Source organism: Thioalkalivibrio sp. ALJ2, from assembly GCF_000378325.1.
Lineage (GTDB): Bacteria > Pseudomonadota > Gammaproteobacteria > Ectothiorhodospirales > Ectothiorhodospiraceae > Thioalkalivibrio.
In genome coordinates, this window is sequence record NZ_KB899554.1 from 359,448 (window position 1) to 379,634 (window position 20,187).

17 protein-coding genes are annotated in these 20,187 nt (G+C 66.3%); 12 read left to right on the forward strand and 5 right to left on the reverse strand.

Features of this window, described 5'->3' with window-relative positions; all coding sequences use genetic code 11:
- Positions 1-13 precede the first annotated feature (13 nt).
- The 7 genes from ccoO to ccoS all read left to right on the forward strand — a co-directional run bounded on the left by ccoO (position 14) and on the right by ccoS (position 7,411).
- Complete coding sequence (gene ccoO, locus F468_RS0101670) at positions 14-748, forward strand: cytochrome-c oxidase, cbb3-type subunit II (protein ID WP_018994502.1); 735 nt, start codon at positions 14-16, stop codon at positions 746-748.
- A 29-nt stretch (positions 749-777) separates the two neighbouring features.
- The gene (locus tag F468_RS0101675; RefSeq protein ID WP_018138219.1) at positions 778-996 is read left to right on the forward strand and encodes a cbb3-type cytochrome c oxidase subunit 3; all 219 of its coding nucleotides are present in this window, start codon (positions 778-780) and stop codon (positions 994-996) included.
- Positions 993-1,916, forward strand: a complete 924-nt coding sequence (gene ccoP, locus F468_RS0101680; RefSeq protein ID WP_018138220.1) for a cytochrome-c oxidase, cbb3-type subunit III — start codon at positions 993-995, stop codon at positions 1,914-1,916. The genes F468_RS0101675 and ccoP overlap by 4 nt, the downstream gene beginning before the upstream one ends.
- A 160-nt stretch (positions 1,917-2,076) precedes the next feature.
- Positions 2,077-3,477, forward strand: coding sequence for a cytochrome c oxidase accessory protein CcoG (gene ccoG / locus F468_RS0101685; protein ID WP_018994503.1), 1,401 nt, complete (start codon positions 2,077-2,079; stop codon positions 3,475-3,477).
- 276 nt (positions 3,478-3,753) lie between these two features.
- Positions 3,754-4,581 carry a FixH family protein gene (locus F468_RS0101690; protein WP_018138222.1) on the forward strand — a complete coding sequence of 276 codons (828 nt, stop codon included), beginning with the start codon at positions 3,754-3,756 and terminating at the stop codon, positions 4,579-4,581.
- A gap of 15 nt (positions 4,582-4,596) precedes the next feature.
- Entirely contained in the window at positions 4,597-7,158 is a 2,562-nt protein-coding gene (locus tag F468_RS0101695) for a heavy metal translocating P-type ATPase (protein ID WP_018994504.1), read from the forward strand.
- A gap of 31 nt (positions 7,159-7,189) precedes the next feature.
- Positions 7,190-7,411, forward strand: coding sequence for a cbb3-type cytochrome oxidase assembly protein CcoS (gene ccoS, locus F468_RS0101700; protein ID WP_018138224.1), 222 nt, complete (start codon positions 7,190-7,192; stop codon positions 7,409-7,411).
- Positions 7,412-7,702: 291 nt separating this feature from the next.
- Here the strand turns inward: ccoS and rpoH are convergent, their stop codons facing one another.
- The 4 genes from rpoH to ftsY form a co-directional block, all read right to left on the reverse strand.
- On the reverse strand, positions 7,703-8,572 hold the full coding sequence (gene rpoH, locus F468_RS0101710) for an RNA polymerase sigma factor RpoH (protein WP_018994505.1): 870 nt from the start codon (positions 8,570-8,572) through the stop codon (positions 7,703-7,705).
- A 103-nt stretch (positions 8,573-8,675) separates the two neighbouring features.
- The gene (locus tag F468_RS0101715; RefSeq protein WP_018138226.1) at positions 8,676-9,605 is read right to left on the reverse strand and encodes an ABC transporter permease; all 930 of its coding nucleotides are present in this window, start codon (positions 9,603-9,605) and stop codon (positions 8,676-8,678) included.
- Positions 9,602-10,273 carry a cell division ATP-binding protein FtsE gene (gene ftsE / locus F468_RS0101720; RefSeq protein WP_018138227.1) on the reverse strand — a complete coding sequence of 224 codons (672 nt, stop codon included), beginning with the start codon at positions 10,271-10,273 and terminating at the stop codon, positions 9,602-9,604. The genes F468_RS0101715 and ftsE overlap by 4 nt, the downstream gene beginning before the upstream one ends.
- Positions 10,270-11,322 (reverse strand): signal recognition particle-docking protein FtsY, encoded by a 1,053-nt coding sequence (ftsY, locus tag F468_RS0101725; protein WP_018994506.1) that lies wholly within the window; start codon positions 11,320-11,322, stop codon positions 10,270-10,272. Before ftsY ends, ftsE begins: the two co-directional genes overlap by 4 nt.
- Before the next feature lie 89 nt (positions 11,323-11,411).
- Between ftsY and F468_RS0101730 the strand changes: the two genes are divergently transcribed.
- The 5 genes from F468_RS0101730 (at position 11,412) to F468_RS0101750 (ending at position 17,428) form a co-directional block, all read left to right on the forward strand.
- Entirely contained in the window at positions 11,412-12,800 is a 1,389-nt protein-coding gene (locus tag F468_RS0101730) for a pitrilysin family protein (RefSeq protein ID WP_018994507.1), read from the forward strand.
- Positions 12,800-14,134, forward strand: a complete 1,335-nt coding sequence (locus tag F468_RS0101735; protein ID WP_018138230.1) for a pitrilysin family protein — start codon at positions 12,800-12,802, stop codon at positions 14,132-14,134. The genes F468_RS0101730 and F468_RS0101735 overlap by 1 nt, the downstream gene beginning before the upstream one ends.
- Before the next feature lie 28 nt (positions 14,135-14,162).
- Positions 14,163-14,729, forward strand: a complete 567-nt coding sequence (rsmD, locus tag F468_RS0101740) for a 16S rRNA (guanine(966)-N(2))-methyltransferase RsmD (protein WP_255349322.1) — start codon at positions 14,163-14,165, stop codon at positions 14,727-14,729.
- Positions 14,730-14,911: 182 nt separating this feature from the next.
- Positions 14,912-16,537, forward strand: a complete 1,626-nt coding sequence (locus F468_RS0101745; protein WP_018994508.1) for a BCCT family transporter — start codon at positions 14,912-14,914, stop codon at positions 16,535-16,537.
- A 9-nt stretch (positions 16,538-16,546) separates the two neighbouring features.
- Positions 16,547-17,428 carry an NAD(P)-dependent oxidoreductase gene (locus F468_RS0101750; protein WP_018175150.1) on the forward strand — a complete coding sequence of 294 codons (882 nt, stop codon included), beginning with the start codon at positions 16,547-16,549 and terminating at the stop codon, positions 17,426-17,428.
- Between the two features lie 4 nt (positions 17,429-17,432).
- On the opposite strand, the gene F468_RS0101755 is transcribed toward F468_RS0101750, so the two are convergent.
- A complete protein-coding gene (locus F468_RS0101755) occupies positions 17,433-19,919 on the reverse strand; it encodes a glycogen/starch/alpha-glucan phosphorylase (RefSeq protein WP_018649169.1) in 2,487 nt (828 codons plus the stop codon).
- Between the last annotated feature and the right edge of the window lie 268 nt (positions 19,920-20,187).

Here is a 20,187-nt window from a genome sequence, read left to right on the forward strand (position 1 = left end):
AGAGACTAGATCCATGAAGCACGAAAGCGTTGAAACCAATGCCGGCCTGCTGATCATCCTGACGCTCGCGGTGATCAGTGTGGGCGGCCTGGTCGAAATCGTCCCGCTGTTCTACATCGACGACACGATCGAAGAAGTGGACGGCGTGCGCCCCTACACCCCGCTGGAACAGCGCGGGCGAGACATCTTCGTCCGCGAGGGCTGCTACGCCTGCCATTCGCAGATGGTGCGCCCGTTCCGTGACGAGATGCTCCGCTACGGCCACTACTCGCTGGCGGCGGAGTCGATGTATGACCATCCCTTCCAGTGGGGCTCCAAGCGAACTGGACCGGACCTGGCGCGTGTGGGGGGCAAGTACTCCAACGAGTGGCAGGTCCAGCACCTGATCGACCCGCAGTCCCTGGTGCCCGAGTCGATCATGCCCGGCTATCCGTGGCTGGCGACCACACCGCTGGACTACTCCGATATCGCGGCGCGCATGCGTGCCCTGAAGCGAGTGGGCGTGCCGTACTCCATTACCGAAGAGGAGTACGAGGCCAACGTCGAGAAGTTCGGCGAAGAGCACGCGCGGATGTTCGACATCAACAACGCCGAGGAAATGCTGATCGAGCAGGCGCAGGCCGAGAACTTCGACGGCGATTCCTCGTTCATCTCCGAGATGGACGCCATGGTGGCCTACATGCAGGTGCTCGGCACTATGGTGGACTTCAGCGAATACGACGACGGCCACTTTGCCGAATTCCGCTAGGGAATTCGGCCCGGCCAAGGTTGGGAGAAATGGCAGCAGCCTGGGAATGGATCACGGATCTCGGCAACAGCAAGATGTTCGCGCTGGTGCTGTTCATGAGCACGTTCATCGGGATCGTGATTTACCTGTTCGCCAAGCCGAGCCGGGCCAAGAAGTTCGAGACGTATCGCTACATTCCTCTGGAAGAAGATGATTCGCACCTGGAGCCCACGGCCCGGCGCGACAAAACCGAGAGCGAAAAGCAATGAGCACACAGGACAACCGCGATAAGAACCAGGTCGAGACCACCGGGCACGTCTGGGACGGGGACCTTCAGGAATACAACAACCCGCTCCCGCGCTGGTGGCTGTGGGGCTTCTACGCCACGGTCGTGTTCGCGCTGGTCTACTGGCTGATCTATCCGGCCTGGCCTATCGGCGACAGCTTCACCAAGGGCTTTGCCACCATCACCTACGAGGTGAACGGCGAAGAGCGCACCACGCACTGGAACACCCGTGCCCTGCTGGCGCGCGACATGCAGACCGGCGAGTACGCGGTGCGCCAGCGCGAGATGCTGGAGCAGGTCGCCAGCCAGGACTACGAGACGATCCTGGCCGATGCCGACTCCATGAGCTTCGTCAACGCGTACGCCCAGGGTTCCTTCGGGACCTGGTGTGCGGCCTGTCACCAGGTCGGCGGCGCGGGTGTGATCGGGCAGTATCCGAACCTGCGCAACGACCACTGGAAGTGGGGCGGCACGGTCGAGCAGATCGAGCACACCATCCGTGAAGGTCGTCTGGGCTACATGCCGGGGTATCGCGACACGCTGACCCGCGATCAGATGAACGAAGTGGCGGCCTACGTCCTGTCGCTGAATGATTACGACGTTGACTCCGACATGTCCGATGCCGGCGAGCGGATTTTCGCCGGCATGGAAGGCGGCTGCTTCCAGTGCCACGGTGAGGATGGCCAGGGCCTGGCCTCACAGGGCGCGCCGAATCTGACCAACAACATCTGGGGCCTTATCGACGTGCAGGGTGCGGAGAGTGACTCCGAGCGCCTGCGCCTGGTGGCCAACTTCGTCCGTGATGGCATCCAGCGCGAGATGCCGGGATTTGCCGACCGCCTGTCGGACGACGAGATCAAGATGCTGACGGCGTACGTCCATTCGCTGGGCGGCGGTCAGTAAACGCATTGCGCCCGGGGTTCACCAGCGGGTGAATCCCGGTTCGCACTACAGGGGTTCCGCACGGGTTTCTTGACGGCCGTCCGGGCCCCTGCTTCCGTTGGGGAGACACTCCCTCGCACATGGTGGTGTGCGCACGCCGGGTTCATTCCCGGGAGGATTCATGGCGCAAGGCCAGCCAATCTACGAGGCTCGCATTCCGATCCACCCGCGATCGGTCAAGGGCCGTTTTCGCAACCTCAAGACCGGGATCCTTCTCCTGGCCTACGGGGTGTTCTTTGGCCTCCCCTGGCTGCGCTGGGACCGAGACTACGGTCCGAGCCAGGCGGTGCTGTTCGATATCCCCAACCGACAGTTCTTCCTGTTTGATCTGGTCGTCTACGCCCAGGACATCTTCTGGCTGGCGGGCTTCCTGGTCGTCGCGGCGCTATTGCTGTTCTTCGTCACCGGCGTGCTGGGTCGGGTCTTCTGTGGCTATTTCTGCTTCCAGACGCTTTGGACCGACGTGTTCATGTACCTGGAGCGCAAGATCCAGGGCGAGCGGCCGGCCCGTCTCCGCCTGTCCAAGCAGCCCTGGAATGTCGAGAAGCTCTGGAAACTGGGCGCGACGCACCTCTCCTGGCTCCTCGTCGCCTTTGCCACGGGGCTCGGCTTCGTACTGTACTGGGCTGATGCCCCGACTCTCGCACGCGACTTCTTCAGCGGTGATGCCCGGTTCGCCGCGTACGTGACTGCGGGACTCCTGACCGCCACCACGTACACCTTTGCCGGGCTGGCGCGCGAACAGGTTTGTACCTTCATCTGTCCGTACGCCCGATTCCAGAGCGTGATGTTTGACCAAGACACCCTGATCGTGTCGTACGATTCGAACCGCGGCGAAGGGACCGCCGGCCGCGCCAAGGTGAAGGCCGGATTGAAGACGCGTGAGGAGCGGCAGGCCGCCGGGGTGGGGGACTGCATCGACTGTGGCTACTGCGTTCAGGTTTGCCCGACCGGCATCGACATACGCGACGGTTTGCAGGTGTCGTGCATCCACTGTGCGCTGTGTATCGATGCCTGCGACACCATCATGGACAAGCAGGGCTGGCCGCGCGGCCTGATCCGCTATTCCTCGGAACACGAGCTGCAGGGTGAAAAGACGCGCTGGCTGAAGGGCAAGACCCTGGGATACGGGGCGGCGGTGCTGGTGGTCATCGGCGCGCTGGTCTTCAGCATCCTCGAGCGCCCGCCAGTCGATGTGAACGTCAACCAGGTGCGACAGCCGCTATTCGTGCAGATGTCCGACGGTCGGGTGCAGAACAGCTACGAATTGCGCCTGAACAACGTCTCCGACCAGGAGCTCGATTTTACGCTCGATATCGATGGGCTCGAGGGCGCGACGCTCGACCTGGGCCAGGTCGAGCAGATCCGGCTTGAACCCGGCCAGCGGCTGACCGTACTGGCCCGCATACGCCACGACGTGGAGGCCGGGGCGGATTCGCCGCTCCGCTTCTATTTCGTGATCCGCGATCGCGAGGGACGGATCGACCCGGTCGAGGCCGATGCCCGCTTCAGCCACCGCTGACCGCGCGGCCAGGGAAACGCTGAATTATCGGCGTTTCCCTGCGGCACATGGACGTGCCGCCGGAAATCGACCACCGCAGGTGGTTGATGCCGAAGCAAGCTGCAAATCCCTTTGCTCGTGCAAAGGCAGAAAGACTGTGAAGCGCCGCGTGCGGCTCTGAAAGCCAGGACGGCTTTATTCGGCGCTTTTGTAAGTTACGACAATCCGGCTGGCGAAACTGGCGCGCCGCCAACCGAGTGATACCCTGCTGCGCCGGAACGACACGATGAAGACATCATGAGCAATCTCGTCATCTCCCTTGGACTGGGCAGCGCCGCGCTCGCGCTGCTGTTTGCGCTGATCTACAAGTTCACCCGTCTGCGCGCCTACAACACGGCCGCCGTGGTGGTGGCGATCATGCTGTTCGTGTTCATCCCGACCTCCATCCTCACCTGGCAGGGCGCGGATGTGTTCGCGATCCATCTCGCGCTGTACATCATCGTGCCCTACGGGCTGGGCATCATCCTCACCCAGAAGGAGGCGGAAGCCGAGGACGGACAGAAGGGATCGTTCAGCCTGCACTGGGCCCCGCTGGTGATTGTCGGCTTTTTTACGATCATCGCGTCGGTCCAGGCGGTCCTGATCACGCTCGCCCACAACGGCATGCCGGAGCGCTTTATCGGCACCCTGCTGCCCGAGCCCGAGACGCCGGCCGAGCGCGTGACCTCGGCCTTCCCCGGGACGGTCGGCGGCATCCAGGAGCGCGACGAGGCCCTCGCCGTGCACCGCATGACGCGGCTCCAGGAACAGCGCGAACTGGGCTGGCAGGTGCGCCAGGGCTGGGTGGAAACCCCGGTCGAAGGGGAGAGCGCCACCTTCCAGGTGGAAGTCCTGGATGCCGAGGGGCGTCCGATCTCCGATGCCGATATCAGTGGCCTGTTCATGTGGGTCGCCGACGAACGCCGCGACCAGGCCTTCGAGATGCAGTCGATCGGTGAAGGGCTCTATCAGGTCGAGCTGTCACTGCCATCGCCGGGGCGCTGGGACCTGCGCTTCCATATCGAACACGACGGCCAGCTGGTCGAACAGCAGGCGCGCACCCGCGTTCGCGGCCAGTCCAGCTAATCTCGCCGACCGCCGGTGAGCGGATCACGCCCCGAGCCCGATTCCACGGCCACGCCCGCTGACACGGGTGGTGGCTGTTTTCACTGTGGTCTGCCGATTCCGGGCGGTGCGCATTACCCGGTCCTGTTCGAGGGACGCGAGCAGTCAACCTGCTGTCCCGGCTGCCAGGCCGTCGCCGGCGCGATCATCGAGCGCGGCCTGGGCGCTTACTATCACCATCGTCCGGCGCCGCCCGGGCAGGCCGGCGAACCCCTGGTCCCCGACGAGCTGCGGGAGCTCGAACTCTTCGATACCGAGGCCGTCCAGCGCTCGTTCGTGACACCGGCATCAGACGCCGCCACCAGCGGCGGCCCCCGGCTCGAGGCCGCACTGATCCTCGAGGGGATCACCTGCGCCGCCTGCGTCTGGTTGAACGAGCGCCATGTGCAGTCCCTGCCGGGCGTGATCGCCTTCAGCATCAACTACTCGACCCATCGCGCCCGCCTGGTCTGGGACCCGGAGCGCATCGCCCTGTCCGCGATCCTCAAGGCGATCCGCGATATCGGTTACCACGCCCACCCGTACGATCCGGGCACCCGCGAGAAGGCGATCGCCCGCGAACGCGGTGTGGCGCTGCGCCGGATCGGGGTGGCCGCGCTCGGCATGATGCAGGTGATGATGCTGGCCCTGGCCATCTGGCTGGGCGAGGACGACGCCCAGCACGCCGACCTGATGCAGTTCATGCGCTGGGTGGCAGCGGCCCTGACTACCCCTGTGGTCTTCTACTCGGCTATCCCGTTCTACCAGAGCGCATGGCGCGATCTGCGCCAGCGAAGGCTCGGCATGGATGTTCCGGTGAGCCTGGCGATCATCGTGACCTACTTGGCCAGTCTTTACGCGGTCCTGCTCGGGACCGGCGAGCATGTCTACTTCGAGTCGGTCGTCATGTTTGTCTTCTTCCTGCTGACCAGTCGCTACCTCGAGTTGATCGCGCGACAGCATGCGAGCCAGGCCATCGATCGCCTGGATCGACTGGTGCCGGCCCTGGCCCATCGACTGGATGCCGGCGGCCAGGAGGAGCCCGTGGCCCTTGGCGACCTGAGCCCCGGCGACCGTGTACGCGTCCGGCCCGGAGAGTCGGTCCCGGCCGATGGCGTGGTCGCCCAGGGGCGTTCCACCATTAACCGTGCCTTGCTGACTGGCGAACCGGATCCCGAGCCGGTTGCCGCGGGCGACGAAGTCGTGGGCGGCACCGTCAATGTCGATGGGCCGCTGGTCGTGGAGGTCCGCCGCGTCGGCGCCGAGACCACGCTGGCCGCGATCCAGCGCCTGCTCGATCGCGCGCAGAGCGAGAAACCCCGGATCGCCCGTCTCGCCGAGACCGGGACCGGCTGGTTTGTCGGGGCGGTCCTGCTCCTGACCGCCCTCGCAGGCCTCGTCTGGTATGCCTGGATCGACCCCAGCCGGGCGCTGTGGGTGATGGTGGCGATGCTGGTCGCCACCTGTCCCTGCGCATTGGCGCTGGCAACACCCGTCGCGCTCACCGCGACCACGGGCACGCTGTCACGCCTGGGGCTCCTGGTAACGCGCGGCCGCACCCTGGAGGCCCTGGCGCGTGTCGATACCGTCTGCCTCGACAAGACGGGCACCCTGACCGAGGGCCGCCCGCGCCTCGTGGCACAGCAGGATCATGTGGCGCCGCCACCAGGGCAGGACTGGCGCACGTGGGCCGCGGCGCTGGAGGCCCATTCGGAACACCCTCTATCGCGGGCCTTCCGTGAGGCCGTGCCCGCCCCCGGCGTGGCTGCCCGGGCCGTCCATAACGAGCCGGGCAGTGGACTGGTCGGCCAGATTGACGGGCGCGAGGTGGCGATCGGGGGGCGCGGAATGCTGTCGCAAGCGGACCCTCCGGCCGCCGAGGCCCCGGCGGATAGTCCGTTCGCCTCGCCGGTCTGGCTGGTGGTGGATGGTCAGCCGGTTGCGACCTTCTGGCTCGCCGACACGCCACGACCCGAGGCGGCCGAGACGGTCGCGACGCTGCGCGCGCGCGGGCTCGAGGTGATACTCCTGACCGGCGACCGTCCGGAGGCGGGGCAGCGCTTCGCTGAGCACCTGGGTATCGACCGGTTCCATGGCGGCCTGACGCCGGAGGACAAGCTGCGCCATGTACGCGACCTCCAGGCTGAGGGCCGCACCGTGCTGATGGCCGGGGAGGGAATCAACGACGCGCCGGTGCTCGCGGGGGCGGATGTCTCCCTGGCCATGGGTGGTGGTACCCGTCTGGCGCAGACCCAGGCCGATCTCGTGCTAACTTCCGACCGCCTGGATCGGTTGCCGGAAGCACTGGATCAGGCCCGCCGCACGACGCGAATCGTGCGCCAGAACATTGCCTGGGCCATCGGCTACAATGCAGTCGCCCTGCCGTTTGCCGCTGCCGGCCTGCTCACGCCCTGGCTGGCCGCGTTGGGGATGTCGATGAGTTCCCTGCTGGTGGTGGGCAATGCCCTGCGTCTGCGTCCGGGGCGCGACCGTGTGGCCGCTCCGCGCGAGCACGCCAGTCGTGCGCCTGCCGAGGCGTCTGCCTCGCCCCCGGGTTGAGGCTCGGCGCAGGACGAGTAGACTGGTCGCCATGTCGATTCTTTACCTGTTGATCCCGCTGGCGATGCTGTTTGCCCTGGTCGTGGGGATGGTCCTGCTGTGGGCGATACGGTCGGGTCAGTACGATGACCTCGAGGGTCCGGCGCACCGTATCCTGATGGATGACGATGATCCGCGGATCCCGACTACCGAAGACGACGAGAAGGACCAGACTTCCAGGGAGACGCAGCGCCCGGAAGACCGACCGCGCTGATCCGGAAACTTGCGCCGGGGCCTCCTGCCGCTTAACCTTTACCCATTCTTAAATCGATGTGTGTTGAGGGCTTTGGCTATGCGTGAGTGGTTTACCTTTGCGAACTTCCCGTTGACGTTCACTGCCGCCCTGATCATCTGGTCCTGGATCAGCTTCTTCTCGGTGATCCTGTTCGGCGGCTGAGCCAGGGATTCCCGTGCGCCGCGTGAGCGGCGCCGGAAGCCATCAAAAAGGCCCCGATCGCATAAGCGGTCGGGGCCTTTTTCGTTGGGGGGTTGCCTAGGTAGCGAATCAGTCGGCGAACGCGGTGCGGATGCGCTTGATCGCGTTGTTCTCGATCTGTCGGATGCGCTCGGCGGAGACGCCATGCTCGGCCGCCAGTTCATGCAACGTCGCTTTGGGCTCGCTCATGTAGCGGCGCGCCAGGATGTCGCGGGAGCGTTCGTCCAGCTCGCCCAGAGTGCTTGCCAGCCGCTCCTGGTAATGGCGGTCCCAGTCCTCGTCCTCGGCCACCTGCGCCGGGTCGTCGCTCATGTCCTCGAGGCTCAGCCGCTGGGCCGGGGCCAGGTAGCTGTGCTCGTCGTCGCTATCGGGCGCGGGATCAAAGCTCGCGTCCTGACTGGACAGGCGCCGTTCCATCTCCCAGACGTCATTCTCGGATACCCCGAGGTCCCTGGCGACCGCCGAGACCTCGTCGTTCGACATCCAGCCGAGGCGCTGCTTGGCGCTGCGCAGGTTGAAGAACAGCTTGCGCTGCGCCTTGGTCGTCGCCACCTTCACAATGCGCCAGTTGCGCAGGATGAACTCGTGGATCTCGGCGCGGATCCAGTGCACCGCGAACGAGACCAGGCGCACCCCCTGGTTCGGGTCGAAGCGCCGCACGGCCTTCATCAGGCCGACATTACCTTCCTGGATCAGGTCGCCCAGGGGCAGGCCGTAGCCCTGGTAGCCGCGGGCCACATGCACGACGAAGCGCAGGTTGTGCAGGATCAGCTGGCGCGCCGCGTCCAGGTCGCTGCGTTCTTGCAGCGACCGGGCGAGTTCGCGCTCGTGTTCCGGGTCCAGAACCTCGATCCGGCTGACCGCCTGCATGTAATGGTCCAGGTTCCCGACGGGAACGGGCAGGTCTGCATGCACGGTTGCCAGGGCCTTGCTGTTCATCGTGATGGATGCCTCCTGAGAATAAAGCCAGAGATTAGCACTCGTGTCAGTAGAGTGCTAAACCCGCTGAAAGTTCCGGGAGTTATTGCTGTTTCGCATGCGCTCAAGGCGCGTCGCGCAGCGCGTGGCCGCTGCCCAGTCGGGCGCCCAGCCAGCCCAGTATCAGGCCCACCACGATCAGGCCCAGCAGATCCCCGGCATGCGGCAGGCGCAGGGTGAACTCCAGGTCGAATGCGGCAGCCGCCTCGGTCAGCGGTTCGCGACTCAGCGCGACCCCCACCAGCAGCAGGATAACGCTGAAGACACCCCCACCGAACCCGGTCAGCACACCCCCGTAGAGCGACGGGCGGCGCAGAAACCGGTGGGTGGCGCCACTGATGCGCGAGATCGCGATTTCTTCCTGGCGCTCGCGCAGTTCCGAGGCGGTGGCGAGCGCCAGGATCAGTACGGCGCCGAGCCCCAGCAGCGCGGCAACCACGGACAGGATGCGCAGGCCCAGCTCGTGCAGGCTGTTGAGTTGGCGCACCCACTCGTCGTCGGCGACTACCCCGGCCTCGGGCGCCAACGCCCGCAGGTCGTCACGCAACGCCGCCACCGTATCCGGCTGGGTGCTGGCGGGAACGACGTCAATCACGTCCGGTAACGGGTTGTCCTCCAGCCAGTCGAGCAGTTCCGGGTCCGGCAGGCTGTCGCGGTAGGCACCCAGTGCGGTGTCGGCGTCGATGCGCTCCCAGCGAGCGACACGTTCGTCATCGTCCAGCGCATCCTCGAGCCGCCCGGCCGTCTCTTCGTCGACATGATCGAGATAGAGCGCGATGCGCGGGTCGTGGTCGACATGCGCCGACAGGGCGCGCGCGTTGTCCAGCAGGACCCAGAGATAGGCAGGGAGCGCGAGGATGAAGCCCAGTACCGCGATGGTGATCAGGCTCAGGACCGGGGCCTGCAGTCGCCGGCCAAGACTGCGCCGGGCGGCATCGCGGTGGCTGTCCAGCCAGGCCGGTAGGGCATCAATCAGGCGGCGCCCGGGTCTCATGCGCTCGCCCCGCCGCGAGCCTCGATGCGGCCATTTTCCAGGTGCAGCACCGGTTTGCCCATGCGGCCGATCAGTTCCTGGTCATGGCTCGCGATCAGGGCGGTCATGCCGACGCGGTTGAAGTCGTCGAACAGCGCGAGGATCTCCTCCGAAAGGGCCGGGTCCAGGTTGCCGGTCGGCTCGTCCGCAAGCAGCAGTACCGGCCGGTGCACGATGGCCCGGGCGATGCCGACGCGTTGCTGCTCCCCTGCGGACAGGGTGCGCGGGTTGACCGTCTCCTTGTGCAGCAACCCGACCTTGTCCAGCGCCGCGCGCACCCGCTTGCGCATCTCCGGGCGACGGTAGGCCAGGATCTCCAGCGGCAGGGCGACGTTGTCGAACACGGGGCGGTCGAACAGCAGGCGGTGATCCTGGAAGACCAGGCCGATGCTGCGGCGAAAGCGCGGGATGGCCCGAGCCGACAGGCGGTCCAGTTCGTGCCCGTTCACGCGGATGCGGCCGCGGGTCGGGCGTTCCAGACCGGCGATCAGGCGCAGCAGCGTACTCTTGCCGGCCCCGGACGGGCCGGTGACAAAGGCCATCGCGCCGGCATCCACGCGCAGGCTGACATTGGACAGCGCATCGGCCGCGCTGCCAAAGCGCTTGGTTACGCGCTGCAACTGGATCATGCCGACTGGCTATCCTCGCGACCCAGGAGAGCGCGCACGAACGCGCGGGCATCGAAGCGCTGCAGGTCTTCGGCCTTCTCGCCCACGCCGATAAAGCGCACCGGTACCCCCAGTTGCTCGGCCAGCGCGAACAGAACGCCGCCCTTGGCGGTCCCGTCCAGCTTGGTGACCACGATCCCGTTCAGCCCCAGGGCCTCGTGGAACTGCCGTGCCTGGCTCAGCGCGTTCTGGCCGGTGCCGCCGTCGACCACCAGCAGCACCTCGTCCGGGGCGCTTTCGTCCAGCCGGCCCATCACGCGCTTCACCTTGCGCACTTCGTCCATCAGGTTGGTCTGGGTGTGCAGGCGTCCGGCGGTATCGGCGATCAGGATATCGGTCTTGCGCGCCTGGGCGGCCTGGAGGCCGTCGTAGACCACGGAGGCCGAGTCGGCCCCGGTCCCCTGGGCGATTACCGGGACGCCATTGCGTTCCCCCCAGGTCTGCAGCTGTTCCACCGCGGCCGCGCGGAAGGTGTCCCCGGCGGCCAGCAGCACCGAGCGGCCCTCGTCCTTGAAGCGATGCGCCAGTTTGCCGATCGTGGTGGTCTTGCCAGCACCGTTGATGCCGACCACCAGGATCGAAAACGGCCGCTCGGCCTGCGGGATATCCAGCGGCCGCGAGACCGGTTCCAGGATCTCCACCATCGCGGTCTCGAGCGCGTCCATCAGCGCGTCGGCGTTGTCCAGCTCGCGCCGTTTTACCTCGCGGGTGATACGATCCATGATCCGCTGGGTCGCATCCAGGCCGACATCGGCCAGGAGCAGGCGCTCTTCCAGTTCCTCGAACAGCTCGTCGTCGATCTTGCGCCGGAACAGGCTCTTGAGGTCGCCGCCGAGGGCCTGGCCGGTCTTGGCCAGGCCCTGGCGCAGGCGCTGGAACCAGCCGCCACGGGCCGGTTGCGCGTCGGGTTCCGGCTCGGGCGCCGCCGCGGTTTCCGGCGGGGCCTCCGGCGTGGTATCCGGGCTGGGCGTGGCGGATTCTTCGGATTTCTTCTTGCGGAAACCGAACATGTTTCAGGTGGTCCAGTAGAAAGTGTTCATGCTAGCACGGGGATCGTATTGCAATGCGTAGAGCAGTGCTCGGAAGTCTCGTTGGATGGATGGCCGTCTGGCTGATCAGTGCCAGTGTCGTGGCCGGGGAACTGGAGATCGAATCGGATGTGGTGGAGGCCACGCTCGACAACGGTCTGACCGTGCTGGTCCTGGAGGACCGGCGCGCACCGGTAGTGGCCAACATGGTCTGGTATCGCGTCGGCTCCGCCGATGAACACAGCGGCATCACCGGTATCTCGCACATGCTGGAACACATGATGTTCCGCGGTTCGGAGAAGTACGAGCCGGGCGAGTTCTCGCGGATCGTTGCGCGCCTGGGCGGGCGCGAGAACGCCTTTACCGGGCGCGACTATACCGGCTACCACCAGGTGATCGGCTCCGACCACTGGGAGACCGTGATGGCCATGGAGGCCGAGCGCATGCGGCACCTGAAGCTGCAGGAAGACGAGTTCCGTCCGGAGCTGCGGGTCGTGCAGGAGGAGCGGCGCCTGCGTGTGGAGGATCAGCCGAATTCTCTGCTGCGCGAGCAGTTGATGGCGACGGCCTTCTTCAACCACCCGTACGGCCAGCCCGTGATCGGCTGGATGACCGACATCGAGGCCTACACCCTGGAAGATCTGCAGGACTGGTATGACCGCTACTACCACCCCAGCAACGCGGTGGTCGTGGTCGTCGGCGATGTCGATGCCGACGAGGTCATCGCGGCCGCCGAGAAGCACTTCGGTGCCATCCCCAGCGGCAGCGTGCCCGAGGCCAAGCCGCGCCGGGAGACCCCGCAGGCCGGGGAGCGCCGGATAACCGTGCAGGCCCCGGCCCAGGTCCCGTTTCTGATGATGGGCTGGAAGACCCCGGTGCTGAATACACTGGACTCGCACGAGGACGCCTACGCCCTGCTGGTGGCCGCCGGGATCCTGGATTCGGGCGAGGCCTCGCGCTTTGCGCGCGAACTGGTCCGGGGGCAGGAGCTGGCGAGCGCCACCTCGGCGCGCTACAGCCCGTTCGCGAGGCTGGACGATCTGTTCATGGTCGCCGCCGTGCCGACCTCGGACACGGATGTCGAGACCCTGGAGCAGGCCCTGCTGGACGAGATCGATCGCCTGGCCGAGGAACCCGTGGATGACCGAGAGCTGGAACGCGTGCAGGCGCGGGTGATCGCCTCGGAGGTCTTTGAACGCGATTCCGTGCGTGCCCAGGCCTTCCAGCTGGGCATGCTCGAGACCGTTGGCGTTGGCTGGCGGGAGAACGATCGTTTCCTGGAGCGGGTACGCGAGGTGACGGCCGAAGATGTCCAGCGCGTGGTGCGCGAGTACCTGGTGCCCGAGCGGCGCACGGTCGGGATCCTCGACCCGCAGCCGATGGATGACGAAGAGGCCCCGGCACCCGGGCCTTACGGCGCCCCGGATCTCGATGGCGGCTATCCGGAGGGGGATCACTAATGCTGCACGCACTCAAGAAACTCTCGCGTCGTTCCCGGTTGGCGGCGCTGGCCCTGGTCCCGCTGACCCTGCTGGTGATGCCGGTGCAGGCGGTGGAGATTGATCGCTGGGAAACCGACGAGGGTCTGCGCGTCCTGTATGTCGAGGCGCCGGACCTGCCGATGGTGGATCTGCGCCTGACCTTCGATGGTGGCGCGGCACGCGATGGTGATCTGCCCGGGCTGGCGATGATGACCTCCCGTGGTCTGCGCCACGGCACCGAGGAGATGGATGCCTCCGAACTGGCCGAACGCTTCGAATCGGTGGGCGCCCGCTTCAGTACCAGCTCCCTGCGGGATATGGCGATCGTCAGCCTGCGCACCCTGACCGAGCCGGACTGGATGGAGACGTCGGTCGGCACCCTGGCCGACGTGCTGTCCGCCCCTGCCTTCCCCGAGGGCGATTTCGAGCGCAGTCGCCGACAGGCCCTGCAGTCCCTGCAGCGCGAGCGCCAGGAACCGGCCGTGGTGGCCAGCCGGCGATTCTACGAACTGATGTATGAAGACCACCCCTATGGCAGCTGGCCGGGTGGTGAGGTCGATACGCTGGAGGCGATCACGCGCGATGATGCCCGGGCCTTCTTCGAGCGTCACTACGCGGCGGGGAACGGCTCGCTGGCGATCACCGGCGGGGTAAGCCGCGAGCAGGCCGAGGAGCTGGCCGCCCGGATCTCGGCCGCGCTGCCCCGTGGCGATGCAGTTGACCCGTTGCCGCCGGTGCCAATGCGCGAGGAGCCGGTGGAGGAGCGCATCGCGTTCCCGTCGGAGCAGGCGCACATCTTTATGGGGGCCCCGGCCCTGCGCCGCGGCGACGAGGCGCACTTCGCCCTGACGCTGGCCAATCATGCCCTGGGCGGGGGCGGATTTACCTCGCGCCTGTTCCAGGAGGTGCGCAGCGCCCGCGGGCTGGCCTACTCGGTGCACAGCCGCTTCCAGCCGATGGCGGTCGAAGGCCCGTTCGTGATCAATATGCAGACGGGCGTGGACCAGACGGACGAGGCCGTGGAGGTCCTGCGCGAGCAGGTCCTGCGCTGGCACGCCGAGGGGGTGGACCCTGAAGAGATGGAGGCCTCGCGCGAGAACGTGATCAACTCGTTCCCCTTGTCGCTGGCCTCCAACAGCGACATCGTCAGCCTGCTCGGCATGATCGGTTTCTACGGACTCTCCGATGACTATCTGGAGCGCTATGTCGAGCGCATGCAAGCGGTGGAGCTGGAGACTATGAACACCCAGCTGGCCGACCGTCTCAACCCCGAGGCCCTGGTCACGGTCATTGTCGGTGGCCAGGAAGACTAGGCGCGGCCCGCCAGGGCGCAGCGCGCGTATCCGCATCATTGGGGGTGCCTGGCGCCGCCAGTGGTTGCCGGTGCCGTCCGTCGGGGGGCTGCGCCCGACCGCGGATGCCCAGCGCGAGACCCTGTTCAACTGGCTGCAGCCGCAGCTGCCGGGGGCGCGAGTGCTGGACCTGTACGCCGGCACGGGTGCCCTGGGGTTCGAGGCCGCCTCGCGGGGCGCGCGTCAAGTCTGGCTGGTCGAGCGCGACGCGCGGGCGGCGGCCCAGCTCGAGGCCAACCGTGAACGCCTGGGGGCCACCCAGGTGCATATCCGGTGTGATGATGTGGCCCGTTTGCTGGGCCAGCCCCCGGAGGGCGGCCCCTTCGATGTCGTGTTTCTCGACCCTCCCTTTGGTCAGGGCCGGGTGGCCCCGACGCTCGCCGCGCTGGCCGCCCAGGGCTGGTTGAGCCTCGGTGCACGCGTCTACGCGGAACTGGAGTCGGAGGTCGACCCGGGCTTCGTGGAGGAGGGGGGGTGGGCGATCGAGCGCGAACGCGTGTGCGGGCAGGCGCGCGGCCTCCTGCTCACACGCAGCGGCGGCGAGGACGACCCGTGAAGTGTTTTGCAGTTTGCCGGGGCATTGGCTACGGTAGGAACGTCGTCCGCCGGCCCTGTTTCGCCGGCTGAGCGCGTCCCCGAACGTCAGGCGCACGGGAAGGCTCGGGATGCAAGGTCCCGAGGTGTGCCCAACACGCCGGTGCGGCGTTTGAACGCAACACAAGAATAGGGGAGCCAAGCATGGAAGAACCGTCTTCAAGCCCGGGGCTGAACCAGACCCGGATCGCCGGCTTCGGCATCATTTGCAGCCCGGTGTTCTGGATCTCCAGTGCCGTGATCGCGGCATTCGTCCTGTTCGGGGCGATCTTCCCGGACACGGCGGAGCGCATCTTCGAGAAGCTGCAGACCGGTATCTCCGAGTATCTCGGCTGGTACTACGTGCTGGTCGTGACGGTCTTCCTGGTCTTTTCCGTGTACCTGATGTTCTCGCGCTACGGGGGCATACGGCTCGGAGACCAGTTCGAGGCGCCGCGTTTCAGCTACGCCGCGTGGTTCGCGATGCTCTTCTCCGCAGGCATGGGGATCGGGCTGCTGTTCTGGAGCATTGCCGAGCCGATGTACCACTACCTGGATCCGCCGCATGCCGATGGCGAGACCAGCGCGGCCGCGGCCGAAGCGATGCGCTACACCTTCTTCCACTGGGGGCTGCATGCCTGGGCGATCTACATCGTCGTTGGGCTGTCGCTGGCCTACTATGCCTACCGGCATAACCTGCCCCTGCTGATTCGCTCCTCGCTTTATCCGTTCATCGGGGACCGCATCTATGGCCCCTGGGGGCACCTGATCGACATCGTGGCCCTGTTCGGGACCATGTTCGGGGTGGCCACCTCGCTGGGCCTCGGGGTCATGCAGATCAACTCGGGTCTGAACTACGTGTTCGGGATCGAGGAATCCACGGCCATGCAGATCATCCTGGTCGCGATCATTACTCTGATCGCAGTGGGCTCGGTCGCCCTCGGGGTAGATCGCGGCATCAAACGGCTTTCCAATTTCAATATCGGGCTGGCGGTGATCCTGCTCGCGCTGTTGCTGATCATGGGGCCGACACTGTTCATCCTGCGCTTGCTGGTGGAGTCGACCGGTGTTTACGTGCAGCACCTGCCCGAGATGAGTCTGTGGGCCGATACCATCGACGAGACTGGCTGGGCCACCGCCTGGACCATCTTCTATTGGGGCTGGTGGATCTCCTGGGCCCCGTATGTCGGCATGTTCATCGCCCGTGTCTCGCGCGGGCGCACGATCCGTGAATTCGTGGCCGGCGTGCTGCTGGCGCCGACGGCCGCTGCCTTCGTCTGGCTTTCGGTGTTCGGCGGTACCGCGATGGGCTACGAGGTGGGTGGCGTGGCCAATATCTCCGGCGCGGTCGAGGAGAGCGTGTCCACCGCGTTGTTCGCGACGATCGAGGCGATGCCGCTCTGGGACTGGCTGGCGGTGCTGGCCATGGCCGCGGCCACGGTGCTGATCGTGACCTTCTTCGTCACCTCCTCGGACTCCGGCTCGCTGGTAATCGACACCCTGGCCTCGGGTGATGTGCGCAACCCGACCGTGACCCAGCGGGTCTACTGGGCAATCCTCGAGGGGGTCGTGGCTTCGATCCTGTTGCTGGCGGGGGGGCTTGCCGCCCTGCAGGCGGCGGCGATCAGCGTCGGCCTGCCGTTCTCGGTGGTGATGCTCGTGATGGTGGTCGGGCTGTGGAAGAGCCTGCATTCCACCGAGGCCGTGACGCCCACCAAGTACCAGAAAGAGGCGCCACCGCCGCATACCCTGCTGGGGTATACGGAGGACCTGGACGACAAGATCAAGTAGGAGGTCACTATGGCTGCGTCCCGCGTGGCGCTGCTGGGCTGCGGGCTCATGGGGCAACCCATGGGCCTGCGTCTTTTGCGCGCCGGTTTTTCCGTCGAGGCCTACAACCGCACCCCGGAGCGTGCCAGCGACCTGGCCAGCGAGGGGGTAACGGTACACACCGAGCCGGCGGCGGCCGTCGCCGGAGCCGATACCCTGGTGCTGATGCTCTCGGATGCCGCCGCGATCCAGGCGGTGCTGAGGGCGTTGCCGGAAGGCGCGCTGAACGGGCGTTGCGTGATCCAGATGGCGACGATCCTGCCGGCCGAGAGCCGCCAGCTGGCCGAGCACCTGCGCCGCTCTGGGGCCTGTTATGTCGAGGCGCCAGTACTGGGGTCGATCCCGGAAGCGCGCGAGGGCCGCTTGCTGGTCATGGCCGGCGCCGATACGGAGGCGGATTTCGATCGCGCGCGTCCGGTCCTCGCGGCGCTGGGCGAGAACCCGCGGCATGTCGGTCCGGTGGGGCAGGGCGCGGCCCTGAAGCTCGCATTCAACCAGCTGATCGCCAGTCTGACCGCCGCCTTTTCCCTGAGCCTGGGGCTGGTCCGCCGTGAAGGGGCGAACGTTGATACCTTCATGGATATCCTGCGCGAGTCGGCGCTGTATGCGCCGACCTTCGACAAGAAGCTCGACAAGATGCTCTCCGGTGACTTCGGTACGGCGAACTTCCCGGTCAAGCACCTGCTGAAGGACGTGCGCCTGGCCGAGCGCGCCGCAGAGGACGCGCAACTGATCGGCCCGTGGCTCCCACTGCTGGCGGAGCTACTGGAGCAGGCGCAGGATCGCGGGCTGGCGAACGCCGACTACTCCGCGATCTACAGCGCGATCGCCCCCGAGCCCTCGGCACACTGACCCGTCAAGCGGCCCCGTTGGTCTTGGAGGGGGCAACCGGCTCCGGGGTGACGTCCCAGATCTGGTTGGCGTAGTCGCGCACCGTGCGGTCGATGGAGAAAAAGCCCATGCGAGCGACATTGTGGATCGCCGCCTCGGCCCAGGCGGCCGGGTCCGCGTACAGGGCATCGGCCCGATCACAGGCCTCCGCGTAGGCCGAGTAGTCGGCCAGTACGAAGAACGGATCGTCTTCGCGCAGGTAGCGCCCCAGTTCGCGGTGGGTATCCGCGTCGTTGCAGGTAAAGAACCCCGACTCGATCATGTCCACCGCGGCTGCCAGGTCGGGTGTGCGCTTCAGGATGGCGGATGGTTGTTCGCCACGGGCGCGGTGCTCGACCACTTCTTCGGCGGTCATCCCGAAGATGAAGACGTTCTCGTCGCCAACCGCATCGCGGATCTCGATGTTGGCGCCATCCAGCGTGCCGATGGTCAGGGCCCCGTTCAGCGCCAGTTTCATGTTGCCGGTGCCGGAGGCCTCGAAGCCGGCGGTGGAGATCTGCTCGGAGATGTCCGCGGCCGGGATGATGATGCTGGCGGAGCTGACCTCGTAGTTCGGGAAGAACACGCACTTCAGGCGATCGCCAACGGCCGGGTCGTGGTTCACGATGTCGGCCACCTCGTTGATCACCTGGATGATCGCCTTGGCGCGGGCGTAGCCCGGTGCGGCCTTGCCGCCGAACAGCACCACGCGCGGCGGGATGTCTTCGCCGGCGCGGATGCGACGGTAGAGGTCCACTACGTGCAGCAGCTTCAGCAGCTGGCGCTTGTACTCGTGGATGCGCTTCACCTGAACGTCAAACAGCACGTCCGGGTTCAGCTCCACGCCGGTGCGTTCGCGCACCAGGTCCGCGAGCCGGGCCTTGTTGGCGCGCTTCACCGCCATGAATTCGCGCTGCAATTCCGGATCGGTGGCGTAGGGTTCCAGTGCGCGCAGGCGCTCCAGGTCGTATTGCCAGTCGTTGCCGATACGTCGGCCCAGGAGCTCGGTCAGGGCCGGGTTGGACTGGATCATCCACAGCCGTGGCGTCACGCCGTTGGTTACGTTGACGAAGCGTTCCGGCCAGAGCTCAAAGAACTCCTCGAACAGGGTCTCCTGCAGCAGGCGCGTATGCAGTGCGGCGACGCCATTGATGTGGTGCGAGCCGACCACCGCCAGGTGCGCCATGCGGACCCGGCGCTCGCCTTCCTCGTCGATGATCGACAGGCGCGCCAGGCGGTCGTTGTCCCCCGGGTAGCGATGCCGGACCTCTTCCAGGAACTCGTGGTTGATCTGGTAGATGATGCCCATGTGGCGCGGCAGCACGTGCTGCATCAGCGGGACCGACCAGGTTTCCAGCGCCTCGGGCATCAGGGTGTGGTTGGTATAGGCAAAGGTCCGCCGGGTCAGATCCCAGGCGCGATCCCAGGGCACTTCGTGGTGGTCGACCAGCAGCCGCATCAGTTCGGCCACGGCGATCGCAGGGTGGGTGTCGTTCAGCTGGATCGCGGCCTTGTCCGGCAGGGCGTCCAGCGGGTAGCCCAGCCCCAGGTGGCGTTCGAGGGCGTCCTGTAGCGAGGCAGAAACAAAGAAGTACTCCTGCTTCAGGCGCAGTTCCTTGCCGATCGCGGTGGCGTCGTTCGGGTACAGCACCATGGAGATGGTCTCGGACTCGTTCTTGTCCGCGACCGCCCGGATGTAATCCCCTTCGTTGAAGTAGCGCAGGTCGAAGTCGCGGGTCGCCTTGGCGGCCCACAGGCGCAGGTTGTTCACGTTGCGCCGCCCGTAGCCCGCGGTCGGATAGTCGTAGGCCATGGCCAGGACTTCCTCGCCATCTTCCCAGGTGTAACGGGTCTCGCCGTTCGGATGATGGTGCTCGACCACGTAGCCGTAGAAGTGGATCGAGTACTTGCGATCCGAGCGCGGGAACTCCCAGGGGTTGCCGTAACGCAGCCAGTTGTCCGGGTGTTCGACCTGGCGGTGGGGCTCGAACTCCTGGCGGAACATGCCGTACTCGTAGCGGATGCCATAGCCATAGCCGGGATAGCCCTGGGTGGCCAGTGACTCCAGGATGCAGGCCGCGAGTCGACCGAGGCCGCCGTTGCCCAGGGCCGCGTCGTCCTCGAGATCCACGATCTGGTCGAGATCCACGCCGAGGTCACTCATTGCCTGGCGCGCCTCGTCGAGGATGCCCATGTTGCGCAGATTCGCCTCGAGCATGCGCCCGATCAGGTACTCCATCGACAGGTAGTAGACGCGCTTGACGTCTTCTTCGGCGAACTGGCGGCGGGTCAGCAGGCGGCGTTCCACCATGCGCTCGCGGATGGCGAAGGCCAGGGCCTCGAGCCAGTCGCGGTGGGTGGCTTTGCGCGGGTCTTCACCCACCACGCGGACGATGGCATCGCGAATCGATTGCCGCAGGCCCTCCACGTCATTGGGGAGGTGAGGCAGGTGCGTTACTTCGGGGGCGGCCATCAGATGGTCTCCAGAACTAGGGAAACACTGATCAAGGTACACGCTCGCGCTCGAGTCGCTTTTGCGTGCGAACAAGGCGCGGTGACTGCCGTGCAGTCATTCTGCACAAGGGAGCCGCAACGCCGTGCGCGCGCAGAAGCGGCCGGGCCCCTTCGGGGTAGGTGCCCCAGGTTCCCCGATCCTGCGTTGCGCCGTTTGCGGGTAGAACCACTGCCCGCTGCACGACGCGCCTGGCCTCGGAAAACCTGGGGTACCAACGCGAGCGTGT